Source organism: Oceanobacter sp. 5_MG-2023, assembly GCF_030548165.1.
In the GTDB taxonomy this organism is placed as follows: domain Bacteria; phylum Pseudomonadota; class Gammaproteobacteria; order Pseudomonadales; family Oceanobacteraceae; genus Oceanobacter.
The window spans coordinates 1-13216 of the sequence record NZ_JAUORS010000020.1 but is presented as its reverse complement, the minus strand read 5'-3'; the positions used below and the strand labels follow the sequence as shown (position 1 = coordinate 13216).

Genomic DNA, 13216 nt, shown 5'->3' with positions numbered 1-13216 from the left:
TAGATAACGTCGGTCAAAGCCGGTGGGCACCGGCGTTATTGGCACCCGCTGGATGTTTGTAGCGGATGAATGGCGGTGCCCAGGACTGAGGACTGGAACAGGAATTAAACCGGTTTGCCAATACCGTTATCGAGAGCGTAACGGATCAGTCCGGCAGAATTGTTAATGCCCAGCTTTTGCTTGATCTTGAGGCGATGGGCTTCGACCGTGCGCACGGAAATATTCAGCTGACCGGCAATTTCCTTGTTGCCCATCCCCTCCGTCAGTAGTGATAACACGTCGGTTTCCCGTGGGCTGAGTGCCTGATGACCCTGGCTGTTGGTGTTTCGTGCCGGGGCAGTACCAAATTCGCTGAACAGGGTTTTGGCCACGCTGGAGCTGAAGTAGGTGCCTCCCTGAAAGACGGTTTGGACTGCCAGTAGCAGTTCTTCGGTGGGGACGTCTTTCAAGACGTAACCGGCGGCACCGGCTTGCACGGCCTTGAGGATATATTCCCGGTTGTCGTGCATGGTGACAATCAATAAGCGAATTTCCGGAAAGCGTTGCCGAAATGACTCACAGGCTTCCAGCCCTCCCATAACGGGCATGGAGATATCCAGCAAAACCACGTCGGGCCCTAACAGGGCAGCTTGCTCCAGCGCTTGCTGGCCGTTGCTGACATCGGCAAGGACTTCAATCAGATGCTCGCTTTCCAGACTGACCTTCAGGCCTTCGCGCACCATGGGGTGATCGTCCGCGATCAATAGGCGAATGGGCGGGCGGGCGCGTGTGGTGTTCATTTCGATTCCTTACTGAGTTCGGGGTCCCTTGCCAAGCCTGGCTCCGGATTAAGCAAAAACGCTGCTTTTATGAGTGTACCTTTGCTGCGTCGACTACGGACACTAAACTTTCCTCCTAATAGCTCGACCCGTTCGCGCATATTCATCAAGCCAACGCCACTGCTGTCTTCATCACTGGCAAAGCCACATCCGTTGTCGCCCATGGTCAGCACCAGCTGTTGGGCGCTGGCGGTCAGGCTCAAGCTGACCTGGGTGGCCTGGGCGTGTTTGTGAATATTGGTCAGAGCTTCCTGCACGAGCCGGTAAACGGTCATTTCGATGGCGTCTGGCAGGCGTTCCCGTGGTAGCCGGATGCGGCGACGGGTGGTGATGTCCGATTGTTCTTCCAGTTCATCCAACAGGCCGTGCAAGGCCGCTTCCAGACCGAGATCATCAAGTAAAACCGGCAGCAGGTTGTGGGAGATGCGGCGCACTTCCTGGATGGCGATGTCCAGTTGTTCGACCGCCTTGGTCTGGTGCTCGAGTGCCTGGCGCTCAGGCCATTGCTTGTTGGCCAGATTCAGCCGCAACTTGGCCGAGACCAGCAGCTGGTTGATGCCATCGTGTAACTCGCGGGCAAAATGACGACGCTGAATAACCTGAAAGGAGACAAAGCGGTTGGCGAGTTGTTGTAAATGTTGGTCGGCCAGTTGGGTTGTATGCATGTTGACCAGTGTGACGATAAGCACCACGGTTGTCAGTGTCACAATCAGCAAAATGGTTGATGCCCAGAAACTTTTGCGCACATTATTGGCGACCTTTTGCTCCATCAAGGCGATTTCCTTGGCGATGTCGTCGACGTACAAGCCGGTACCCATCATCCAGCCCAGTGCCGGAATCTGTATGACGTAACCGAGTTTGTTGACGTCGTTACCGTCGGTGGGTTTACGCCAGAGGTATTGGTAGAACCCACCACCGGATTCGGCAATATCGAGCAGGTCCCGAATAACAAATTGACCGTTTTCATCCTGCAGGTCGATCAGGTCCTGTCCTTCCAGATGGGGTTGGGTAGGGTGGACAATATTGGTGCCAGCTTGGGTGTAAACAAAGAAATAGCCGTCACTGCCATAGCGCATGCCACGTAGCTGATGCTTGATCCGGTATTCGGCGCTGGAGCGTTCCATACCGTTCTCGAGTTGTTCGAGTGTGGGGGATATCGAGTTCATGGCCAGTAGCGTGTAATTCTTGAGTGCCTCGCGGCGGCCGGCCATCAGGTTTTCTTCAAAAACAGCGACTTGCTGGTAAGCCAGTTCCTTGGCTTGGCGTTGATACAGCCAGCTGATCGTTAATGACAGGGCGATCAAGGGCAAGACCGTCAGTAACAGGATTTTTGCTTTGAGTGACAGGTTCACCGTAATGTCGATTCTTGTTGTTGTGAAGTGATAACGACAGCCCATGCTGGCGCATGGGCTGTCCAATGTTATCCGGGAACGGCTAGTCGATCAGACCGTAAAACTCCGGAAACATCATGATAGACACTACCAGGCCTACCTGCATCACAATAAAAGGCAAAACCCCTTTATAGATGTCTGTTGTTTGCACCTGTGGAGGCGCGACCCCTTTGAGATAAAAGAGCGCGAACCCGAACGGCGGTGTCAGGAAGCTGGTTTGCAGGTTCATGGCAATCAGAATGGCAAACCACAGTGGAGCGATCCCCAGGGCATCTGCAACCGGCGCCAGAATCGGCACAATGATGAAACTGATTTCAACAAAGTCGATAAAGAAGCCAAGAATCAGAATAGCGATCATCGACAGGATCAGGAACCCGAGTTGTCCACCAGGCAGGCTGGTCAGGATTTCTTCAACAATGTAGTCACCACCGGTGTAGGTGAAGGCCATGCTGAACGCTGTTGCACCCAGCAGAATCGCGAAAACCATTGCCGTGATCTTGACGGTTTCCTGCGCCGACTGGTACAGCATTTTCCAGCTGAACTGGCCGTAAACAGTGGCCAGGAAGATGGCACCAATGCCACCCAATGCAGACGATTCTGTCGGGGTTGCGATACCGGCAAAGATTGATCCCAGTACCACCAGAATCAGCGCCAATGGCGGAATAATGGCAATAATCGCCTGGGTATACATCTGGGCCTGGGTGGTGCCATCGTCTTCGACAGGCAACGCAGGCGCGGCTTCTGGCTTGAGGAAGGAATAAACCAGAATATAGAGAATATAAATGCCAATCAGCATGAAGCCGGGCATGACTGCTGCCTGGAACAGATCGCCGACAGGAATCCCCATCACGTCACCGAGAATGATCAGGATGATGGACGGCGGGATGATTTGTCCCAATGTACCTGACGCACAAATGGTGCCGCAGGCGAGGGATTTATCGTAGTTGTATTTCAGCATTACAGGCAGTGAGATCAGGCCCATGGCGACAACGGAAGCACCGACCACACCGGTTGAGGCTGCCAACAGCGCCCCTACCAGAACCGTCGAAATCGCCAGGCCACCACGGACGCGTCCAAACAGCTTGCCCATGGCTTCGAGCAATTGCTCCGCCAACTTGGTGCGCTGCAGCACGATGCCCATAAAGATAAACAGCGGAACCGCCATCAGCGTGACGTTTTCCATAATGCTTTGAATGCGGAATGGCATGAAGGCAAACATGTCCGGGCCTTCGGCAATCACACCAAAAATCAGTGCTACACCACCAAAGGTAAAAGCCACAGGGAAGCCAAACATCAGCATCAGCAGGGCCACAACAAACATTACAATACCAATCACAGTGCAGCCTCCTTGTGGTGCTCGTGTTTGACGCCGCGCAACTCATTGATTGAGGTGAGTATCATGCCAACACCTGAAATGGCGGTGGCAAAAAAGGCCACGGGAATAACGGATTTGATGATCCAGCGAGCAGGCAAACCACCGGGGTCTCCTGAGGTTTCACCCAGTTCCCACGCTTCGTGGGCAAAGCCGATGCCGTAGTAACCGACCAACAGGCAGAACGGCAGTAATAACAATAAGCCGCCAGCAATATCGATACAGTTTTTCTTTGGCATGGACAGGCGTTCATACACCAGGTCAACACGGACATGGCCTTCGGCTCTCAGAGTGTAGGGAACGGCCAGCATGAACATGGCTGCAAACAAGTGCCATTCCATCTCCTGAGAACCGATATAAACAACGTTTAGCGCGTAGCGCAGGACAACGTCGATAAAGACGTTCACCAACATGATCAGAAACAGTACGGCGGATATCGTACCGAGCAGATCGGAAAAGCGATTAATCGCTCGCTCAAGCCGAACCAACATAATTTTCTCCCTTGGGGTACTGGAGGGAACAGAGCAGAGGGTGACTCTGCTCCAGCAAGCCAACGGTCGGGGTTAACCCGGTTGTTGACTTGCATGAATCACCGCAGGCTTATTGGCCGACAGAGACGCTGTTCAGGTAGGCCTTGTCGGAAATATCCGTCCAGGCACGTGCTTTTTTCATGTAGTTGGCTTGGGAATCAAGAATTTCCTTGGCCAGTGGGTCTTCAGCCGCTTTTTCTGTCAGCAGTTTGTCGTTGGCTTTGCGCATGGCAGCCATGACATCAGCAGGGAAGGTTTTGATTTTGACGTTCGGGTATTCAGAGTTGATCACGTCCAGGTTAATGGCGGATTCGTGGTAAGACTGAATGTACATTTCATAAGATGCGGCACGCATGGAAACACGCAGGATTTCTTGCAGATCTTCTGGCAGTTTGTCCCAGGTGCGCTTGTTAACCAAAAATTGCAGCTCAGTGGCTGGTTCATGCCAACCGGTGTAGTAGTACGGTGCAATTTTGTGGAAACCCATACGCAAGTCCAGTGATGGACCTACCCATTCCAGAGCGTCGATGGTACGACGTTCAAGTGCGGTGTACAGCTCACCTGGTGGAATGTTGGTTGGGCTGACGCCCAGTTCTGCCAGAACTTCACCGGCGAAACCGGGTACGCGCATTTTCAGACCTTTCAGGTCATCAAGGGAGTTGATTTCTTTCTGGAACCAGCCGCCCATCTGATTACCGGTGTTACCACCCGGGAAACTCATCAGACCAAACTTGCTGTATACCTTGTCCATCAGTTGCATGCCGCCGCCGTAGTAGAACCAGGCGTATTGCTCAGGTGCGGTCATGCCGAAAGGCATGGTTGTGAAATACAGGGTGTTGGGGACCTTGCCTTTCCAATAATAGGACGCTGAGTGCCCCATATCGTATTGTCCGGCACGGACCATATCGAAAACACCAAACGGTGCTTTGTGCTTGTTGGCTGAGTCGATGGTGATTTGCAAACGGCCATTGGACATTTTCTCTGCCATGGCTGCCATGTTGCGTGGAGAATCACCAAAAATAGGGAAGTTGGCACCCCAGGTTTCGGCCATTTTCAAACGGTAAACCTTGTCTGCTGCCTGGGCACCAGAGGCGACAACCAGACCACAGAATCCGGCCAGCAGGCCGCGCTTCAGTTTCGATAATTTGAGCATCTTGTTGTTATCCTTTTTTATAGTCCGTCGGAACGACGTCGAGGTGGCAACTGCCTGCACGACCATCAATCGTCTCGTGGAGGCAGTATAGTCGTTGCAGATGATTGTTTCGGCTATTCGTTGGACTGCGGGGGTTGCTGGTGTTTTTACTATATTGGTGATTATTGGTAGGTAAATTATCTTGGTGTAACTACGTAAGTAGTATGCGAATGTGACCGGAAGGACAGCACAAAATCAGCGTAAAAAACAGCTTCAAAGTCCCATTGTTATTGGGTTTTCCATGCTTTGGCGCAATGAGCTTGCGACAAGTTGGGTATTGCTGTTTATAGGAATAAAAGTTCAGTAAATATCGTGTACTACTTTAGGCTTATGTTGGGGGTGGGTTGGCCTGTCTGGCCCTTTCATCAGGAGAACCAGCAAGACGCTGGCCCCGATTTACCGATTGAGGTCCTGATGTCGATGTCAAATCAGCTTGGATTCAATGTCCTTGACGTTTTCCATCACAACAAAAGTACTGGTCTGGGTGACGTAAGGCAGGGAAGAAATTTTTTCTCCCAACACGGCGCGATAGGATTCCATGTCGGAAGTGCGGACTTTTAACAGATAGTCAAAGGTCGCGGCGGTCATATGGCATTGCTCGATTTCAGGGATGGTACGCACGGCATCATTAAAGGCTTTGAGCGCACTGGTGCGAGTATCGCTGAGCGACACTTGCACAAAGGCAACGTATTTGGTGCCAAGTTTCTTTTGATCAAGCAATGCCATGTAACCGAGAATGTACCCTTGTTCTTCGAGCCGTTTCATACGGATTTGACAGGGAGTTTTGGATAATCCAATCAGCGAAGCCAGCTCGGTTACGGTGATTCGGCCGTTTTTCTGCAGCTCGCGAAGGATGGCCATATCGAGCTTGTCAAGATTTTCTTGAGAATCCATGAAGTTTTGATGTCCTTGTCGGGCAGTAATGGGTCATTTACAGGAACGGGAAAGAGCCATTGTAGTGGGAAATGATGCGTATTTTGTTCTAAATAAAACAATAATATTAGAGAAATTATCTCAACCTATTGGTTTTGATTAACAATTATGCCTTTCTGATTATGCACTGACATGGTGCTTTTGCGTGTTGGGGATGATTATGTTGCACGCTGGTGATGCATCGGTGAAATTATCTTTACACGCATAAAACTTGGTCGAAATGCAGTTTAAAAAACAAATTTAAAAACAAATAGACCATGAAATATTAAAAAACAGCCAATTCGACCACTGGCTCTGCTTTAGGCTTTATTTCCCATGGGCTCGAACCTGACAGTATTGGCTGGATAAGGTGAGATGTCTCTCTGCAAGAGCGGTATCTTCTTGATGCGATACCTCAATTAATAGCAAACAATGAAAGAGGACGATCCATGGTTACTTTGACGTTTATCGTGTATCTGGCAGTCATGCTGGGTATCGGCATTATTGCTTATCGACGCACTCAAGACTTGTCGGATTATGTATTGGGTGGCCGTAATCTCGGGCCAATTCCCAGTGCCCTGAGTGCTGGCGCCTCGGATATGAGTGGCTGGCTGTTGCTGGGTTTGCCAGGCTACGCCATGAGTGCAGGTTATGGTGCGTTTTGGTTGGCAGGTGGACTGCTGATTGGCACCTGGGCCAACTGGTTGCTGGTTGCCCAGCGTCTGCGGGTTTATTCCCAGCGAGCCGGTGATGCGCTGACCTTGCCGGCTTTTTTTGAAAAGCGGTTTGAAGATAAAAGCCATACCTTGCGGGTAGTGTCTGCGATTTTTGTGCTGGTGTTTTTCCTGTTTTACACCAGTTCCGGCCTGGTGGCAGGAGGCAAACTGTTTGAAACCGTATTCGGCCTGGATTATCAGCTGGCGGTTGTGCTGGGGGCTGTGGCAGTGATTTCCTACACCATGTTTGGTGGCTTTCTGGCGGTGTCCTGGACGGATGTCGTGCAAGGCTTGCTGATGGTCGGGGCGATGGTTCTGGTACCTGTGATTGCCCTGTCCGAGATGGGCGGCATATCGGCAACCTTCGACAAGATAGCCAATAGCAACCCCGAATTGCTGGATGCGTTCACCAATGCAGACGGCACACCGATTACCCTGATTGGTACCCTGTCATTGATTGGCTGGGGTTTTGGCTATTTTGGCCAGCCGCATATTCTGGCGCGTTTCAAAGGCATCAAAAGCAAGGATCATGTACCGGCAGCCCGTCGCATTGCTGTTGCCTGGACCGGGGTGGCGATGATCGGTTCGATGGCCATCGGGCTGTTTGCCGTGGCTTATCTGAAAACAGGTCTGGGAGACAATGAAACGGTCTTTATGGTGATGGTGGATGCCATCTTCCATCCGCTGGTTGCCGGTGTTCTGCTGGCCGCTATTCTGGCGGCGATCATGAGTACGGCGGATTCCCAGTTGCTGGTGTCTTCTTCAGCATTGGCGGAAGACTTCTACAAAGCGCTGTTTCATAAAGACGCCAGTTCCGAACAGTTGGTAAAAGTCGGACGTTTTGCGGTTGTGGGTATTGCCGTTATCGCTACTGTTCTGGCGTTAAATCCGGAATCCGGAGTGTTGGATCTGGTGTCTTATGCCTGGGCAGGTTTTGGTGCAGCCTTTGGTCCGGCCTTGATCTTGTCGTTGTATTGGAAACGGATGACGCGTCAGGGTGCGCTGGCTGGCATTGTTGTCGGCGGTATTACCGTGGTGGTCTGGAAACAGCTGGAAGGTGGCTGGTTTGATTTGTACGAAATCATCCCTGGTATTCTGCTGGCGACCCTTGCAGTGGTGGTTGCTTCCATGGCGACCCGCGAGCCAGAGGATTCAATCCAGCAGAAGTTTGATGATGTGGTGACGGAAGTTCGTAGCTGATTTTTGTGGTTGAGGTTGCCGGGGCTAACAGAGCCCAGTGAAGGCGACGTATTATGGTCGTCTTCAACGGTACGACCGGCATGGTGCAATGGTCAGGGAAGGAACCTGGCCTTGTGCTGCGGGTATTCTCTTGTTGATCTCTGTTTCACTTCGACTGCAAAGTCTGCTGTCTCTCCGCCGTACCTGTTGCGGGTCTCTTCCCGGTCATTCCCGGCAGCTTTGTCAGCTGCTCTTCTTATGTCTTTCTCCATCGTTTTTCGGGGTCTATGGGAGTGATTCACTGGTTTTTTCTTCTTAGTGATTTTCTACTTATATTGACTGTTTTTTATTGTTCTTTTTCTTGTTTTTTACTAAAAATTAGTCTTAAAGTGATGTTTATTAATATATTTTAGGAAAAAATAAACACAAAAATGCGGCATATTCAGCTTAATGTTTTGTATCCATGAGGGCTGTAACATGAGTGCCAATATCCCTGCCATTCGCGACGCGATTCGCGATCATTATTTAATGGATGAACGTCAGGCGCTGACTGAACTGGTCACCGATAGCCGTTTGTCTGCGCCACTGCGCCAGGAAATTTCAGCTGATGCGGCTGCCTTGGTGCGAGCGGTCCGCAGCCGCAAGCGTTCCACCATGATGGAGAATTTTCTGGCGGAATACGGCCTGACCACTCGAGAAGGGGTGGCGCTGATGTGCCTGGCCGAAGCGCTGTTGCGTGTGCCGGATGCATTTACCATCGATCAGTTGATTGAAGATAAGGTGGCTCCGGGGCAATGGAGTGAGCATCTGGGGCAGTCCCGCTCTGGTCTGGTGAATTCTTCTACCTGGGCGCTGATGCTGACTGGCAAACTGATTTCGCCAACAGGGGCGGAAGGCTTGCGGTCAACGTTGCGAGGTCTGGTGAAACGGCTGGGAGAGCCGGTGATTCGGGTGGCCGTGGCGCAAGCCATGAAAGAATTGGGTCGCCAGTTTGTGCTGGGCAGTCATATCCGTAATGCCACCGAACGGGCACGCAAGCTGGAAAGTCAGGGCTACACCTATTCCTACGACATGCTGGGCGAAGCGGCTCGTACCGCAGACGATGCCAAAGCCTACTTCGATGCTTATAGCCAGGCTATCGCTGCTTTAGCAGCTTCTTGTACCGGCGCAACGATGGCTGAAAACCCCGGCATATCGGTGAAGCTGTCGGCCCTGCATCCTCGTTATGAATTTGCCAAACGGGAGCGGGTCATGATTGAGCTGGTGGCACGTACCCGCGAACTGGCACGTCAGGCCAAACAGCACAATATGGGATTCAATATTGATGCGGAAGAAGCTGATCGGCTGGATCTGTCGCTGGATGTGATTGTCGCAGTGCTGGAAGATCCGCAACTGGCCGGTTGGGATGGCTTTGGGGTTGTCGTACAGGCGTTCGGCCAGAGAGCGCCGCATGTGATTGATTTCCTCTATGCCCAGGCGCAACGGCTGAACCGGCGCATCATGGTGCGATTGGTGAAAGGCGCCTATTGGGATGCCGAAATCAAACGGGCCCAGACCTTGGGGTTGGCAGGATTTCCGGTGTACACCCGTAAGGCACATGCCGATGTCTCCTACCTGTGTTGTGCCGAAAAGCTCTTGGGCATGACCGATCATATCTATCCCCAGTTTGCGACCCATAACGCCCATTCAGTAGCGGCAGTCTTGCGGATTGCCCAGCACGTCGGCAAGCATCAGTTTGAACTGCAGCGACTGCATGGTATGGGAGAAGCACTTCATGATGAAGTCTTGAAGCGCGAAGGCACCCGCTGTCGTATTTACGCCCCGGTGGGCGAACATCGCGATTTGCTGGCCTACCTCGTGCGGCGTTTGCTGGAAAACGGAGCCAACAGCTCGTTTGTTAATCAGATTGTCGATACCCGCATTACACCTGAGGTGATTGCCCGGGACCCCTTTGATATCGCAGCGGTGTGGCATGACCCCAAACCCAGCAGCTTGATTGTTGCGCCGTCACAATTATTTGGTGATCAGCGCCAGAACGCCAAGGGCTGGGACGTGACCGATGTGGTCGAGGTTGAGAAAATTCTTGCCGCCCGTGCTGCCTTTGCGACCAGCCAGTGGCAAGCCATACCCATGGTCGCCGCTGACACAGCAGCCAAGGAGAGTACAGAAAGCGCTGCATGCTCATCGGTCATCAACCCGGCTCAACCCAATGATGTTGTCGGGCAGGTCACTGCCGCCAGTCCCGCTGATATCGAGTCGGCGATTGTTGCCGCAGTGGCAGCAGCCCCGCGTTGGGCAGCGGTTCCGGTGGCGCAGCGGGCAGCCTTGCTGAACCGGGTGGCTGACCAGTATGAACAGCATGCAGTGGAGCTGTTTGCACTGGTACAGCGAGAAGCTGGCAAAACCCTGCTGGATGCCGTGGGCGAAGTACGCGAGGCCGTGGATTTCGCCCGTTATTACGCCGATCAGGCACAGCAACTGGACGACCGCTTGACCGCCAGGGGGGAGGAGGTCAACGCCCGTGGTGTGATCAGCTGTATTTCTCCCTGGAACTTCCCTCTGGCAATTTTTACCGGACAGGTGTTAGCTGCCATTGCTGCCGGGAATACAGTACTGGCAAAACCCGCCGACCAGACCCCGCTGATTGCGGCGCGGGCGGTAGCCTTGATGCATGACGCCGGTATCCCACTGGACGTGGTGCAACTGTTGCCGGGCTCGGGGCGGGATGTTGGTGCACCATTGACCGCGGATGCCCGTATTCAAGGCGTGTGTTTTACCGGTTCTACCGCAACGGCTCAAACCATCAACCGGGCAATGGCGAGTGCGATGTCTGCAGAAGCGCCGCTTATTGCCGAAACCGGCGGTCTGAATGCCATGATCGTCGACTCAACTGCACTGCCGGAACAGGTTGTACGCGACATACTGGCATCGGCATTCCAGAGTGCCGGTCAGCGATGCTCAGCACTCCGGATCGTATATTTACAGGAAGATATTGCCGACCATTTGCTGCATATGTTGTACGGCGCCATGGACGAACTGGCACTGGGAGATCCCTGGTTGTTATCAACGGACATTGGCCCTGTGATTGATGACGCTGCTCGCAACAAAATCAATCAATACCTGGATGAACATGCCGCTGCCGGACGACTATTGAAGCGTATGACAGTGCCAGAGCAGGGGCGATTTGTGGCTCCGGCGGTGGTCAACGTCAATGGAATTGCCGATATGCCAGAAGAGATTTTTGGTCCTGTACTGCATGTGGCGAGATTCAGGGGAGAGGATGCGGAACAGGTTGTTGACGCAATTAATGCACGTGGATTTGGCCTGACTTTTGGTTTGCATACCCGTATGGATTCCCGGGTTAATGCCTTGTCCCGTCGTATTCGTGTGGGTAATACCTACGTCAACCGCAACCAGATTGGTGCTGTGGTGGGGTCTCAGCCATTTGGTGGTGAAGGGTTGTCGGGGACAGGTCCAAAAGCCGGTGGGCCGCATTATGTTGAACGTTTTATCGCACCGTCTTCTGCGCGAGAAGTGCTGGCTATCGATCACGCCACCATCACCGCGGCGACGTTGCAACAAGCATTGGATGATGTCGCCGGGCAAGGATTTGCTGCCGCCAGGCAACACGCCGAACCATTATCGCAGCAGATTAATGACAGCTTTGCTGCCCTGGGTATTCAGGTCGTACTGGAAGATCCGTCGACACTTGAACTCCCCGGACCAACGGGTGAACTCAATCGGTTATCGTTGCATCCTCGTGGTGTGATGCTGTGCCTTGGGCCAACGCTGGCGCGGGCTCTGCATCAGGCGGCGCTGGCATTGGCTTGTGGTAATCGGGTGGTTGTTATAGCACCGGGTGCCGAACAAGCCGTCGCATCGTTACGCGGACACGAGTGGCCGGTGGTTGCGCTCGATGGCGCATTGCAAGCGGCTGCACTAACGCCAGTAAAAGGCATTGATGCGGTTGTTTGTGCTGGTCAGGAAGAGTACATGCGAGCGTGTCGTATCGCACTGGCGCAACGGGAAGGAGCCTTGCTGCCCCTGATTGATGACGATAAAAACAGCCATCGTTACCAGCTTGAACGGCATATCTGTATCGATACTACCGCTGCTGGTGGCAATGCCAGCCTGATAGCGGCTGCGGAATAGCCATATCAATATGGTCATCGGCCTGACAAAGTCAGGTGGGTGACCATTGTCTGAAGTCTGCTGGTGCTGGGTGTCTCCACTCACTGGCCGATCCTCCATATACCGATCCTCCATATAAAAATGGAAGACAGCGAGAGATATTCAAAGCAGTGGATTATTTGCGGCAGATTTGTTGCTGTTTTGTGCTAACGGGTGACACTGAGTCTAATCGTGGCCGATCGAATAACGAATAAATATTCGCTGAGGTCTGACCAGCATAAAATACGGGGGGCATTTATTTATTGATACCAAATCAGTCTTTGACTGATGAGATAATTTTTCCTGTTTTTTATACTGCTTCTTAAATTATTTCTAAATTACTTCGATATTTTAGACCTATTTGGCATCTTAGTGCTTTGCTAGTTGCTGAGTATGGACGCCTGAGTTTCTTAATGATAGAAGTGGCCGCTATTTCCAAGGATGAGCTCTGGGTGGCCACCCTATTAAACAAGGAATGATTACATGCCGATTTATCGCGTAGCCGTTTTTAACCCTCTTAATGACTATGCTGGTCAAGTGTATAACGGTGATGAACCGGCTGTGGTGTCAGCCCAGTCCGGTTTCTATTACGTGCTGTTGCAGGATGGGGCATTGATCACGCCGGCCGCAATGGGAATACGGCGCAAGGGTAAAGACCTGGAGATCGAGGTGGATGGTGATGTGGTGGCGCGCATCGATGACTTCTTTGTGACCCCCGGGTTTGGGGGGCTGGTACTGTCACCCGAAGCTGAGCCTGGCAGAATGATCCGGATGGAGGTGCTGTCAGAGCAGGAACTGGCGGGCAGCAGCGAGTCTTATATTGTCGTGGAAGAGCCGGTTCACTGGTTCGCGGGCGCACCAGGGGCGTCAGCAGAAAGCGGCACGTCCGATTGGGGCTGGATCGCAGCGACATTGGGTATAGTCGGAGCAATCACC

General features: G+C 52.5%; 9 protein-coding genes. 3 read left to right on the top strand and 6 right to left on the bottom strand.

Annotation, left to right across the window (positions count from 1 at the left end; genetic code table 11):
- Positions 1 to 104 precede the first annotated feature (104 nt).
- The 6 genes from Q4551_RS12955 to Q4551_RS12930 form a co-directional block, all read right to left on the bottom strand.
- Positions 105 to 779, bottom strand: coding sequence for a response regulator transcription factor (locus Q4551_RS12955; protein WP_303434265.1), 675 nt, complete (start codon positions 777 to 779; stop codon positions 105 to 107).
- The gene (locus Q4551_RS12950) at positions 776 to 2236 is read right to left on the bottom strand and encodes a cache domain-containing protein (protein WP_303434264.1); all 1461 of its coding nucleotides are present in this window, start codon (positions 2234 to 2236) and stop codon (positions 776 to 778) included. The genes Q4551_RS12955 and Q4551_RS12950 overlap by 4 nt, the downstream gene beginning before the upstream one ends.
- A gap of 16 nt (positions 2237 to 2252) precedes the next feature.
- Positions 2253 to 3545, bottom strand: a complete 1293-nt coding sequence (locus Q4551_RS12945; RefSeq protein WP_303434263.1) for a TRAP transporter large permease subunit — start codon at positions 3543 to 3545, stop codon at positions 2253 to 2255.
- Complete coding sequence (locus Q4551_RS12940; protein ID WP_368501400.1) at positions 3542 to 4072, bottom strand: TRAP transporter small permease subunit; 531 nt, start codon at positions 4070 to 4072, stop codon at positions 3542 to 3544. The genes Q4551_RS12945 and Q4551_RS12940 overlap by 4 nt, the downstream gene beginning before the upstream one ends.
- Positions 4073 to 4181: 109 nt before the next feature.
- On the bottom strand, positions 4182 to 5264 hold the full coding sequence (locus tag Q4551_RS12935) for a TRAP transporter substrate-binding protein (protein ID WP_303434262.1): 1083 nt from the start codon (positions 5262 to 5264) through the stop codon (positions 4182 to 4184).
- 462 nt (positions 5265 to 5726) lie between these two features.
- Positions 5727 to 6197 carry an Lrp/AsnC family transcriptional regulator gene (locus Q4551_RS12930; protein WP_303434261.1) on the bottom strand — a complete coding sequence of 157 codons (471 nt, stop codon included), beginning with the start codon at positions 6195 to 6197 and terminating at the stop codon, positions 5727 to 5729.
- A gap of 467 nt (positions 6198 to 6664) precedes the next feature.
- Between Q4551_RS12930 and putP the strand changes: the two genes are divergently transcribed.
- From putP to Q4551_RS12915, 3 genes are all read left to right on the top strand, one after another.
- The gene (gene putP, locus Q4551_RS12925) at positions 6665 to 8131 is read left to right on the top strand and encodes a sodium/proline symporter PutP (protein ID WP_303434260.1); all 1467 of its coding nucleotides are present in this window, start codon (positions 6665 to 6667) and stop codon (positions 8129 to 8131) included.
- 456 nt (positions 8132 to 8587) lie between these two features.
- Positions 8588 to 12262 (top strand): bifunctional proline dehydrogenase/L-glutamate gamma-semialdehyde dehydrogenase PutA, encoded by a 3675-nt coding sequence (gene putA / locus Q4551_RS12920; protein ID WP_303434259.1) that lies wholly within the window; start codon positions 8588 to 8590, stop codon positions 12260 to 12262.
- A 501-nt stretch (positions 12263 to 12763) separates the two neighbouring features.
- The coding region (locus tag Q4551_RS12915) for a hypothetical protein (protein WP_303434258.1) at positions 12764 to 13216 on the top strand (453 nt) is incomplete at its 3' end.

Excerpts from the sequence above, each read along its gene's own strand:
- Q4551_RS12940 (WP_368501400.1), bottom strand. The coding sequence starts at position 4,072 with ATGTTGGTTCGGCTTGAGCGAGCGATTAATCGCTTTTCCGATCTGCTC.
- putP (WP_303434260.1), top strand. The coding sequence starts at position 6,665 with ATGGTTACTTTGACGTTTATCGTGTATCTGGCAGTCATGCTGGGTATC.
- Q4551_RS12930 (WP_303434261.1), bottom strand. The coding sequence starts at position 6,197 with ATGGATTCTCAAGAAAATCTTGACAAGCTCGATATGGCCATCCTTCGC.
- Q4551_RS12935 (WP_303434262.1), bottom strand. The coding sequence starts at position 5,264 with ATGCTCAAATTATCGAAACTGAAGCGCGGCCTGCTGGCCGGATTCTGT.
- Q4551_RS12955 (WP_303434265.1), bottom strand. The coding sequence starts at position 779 with ATGAACACCACACGCGCCCGCCCGCCCATTCGCCTATTGATCGCGGAC.
- putA (WP_303434259.1), top strand. The coding sequence starts at position 8,588 with ATGAGTGCCAATATCCCTGCCATTCGCGACGCGATTCGCGATCATTAT.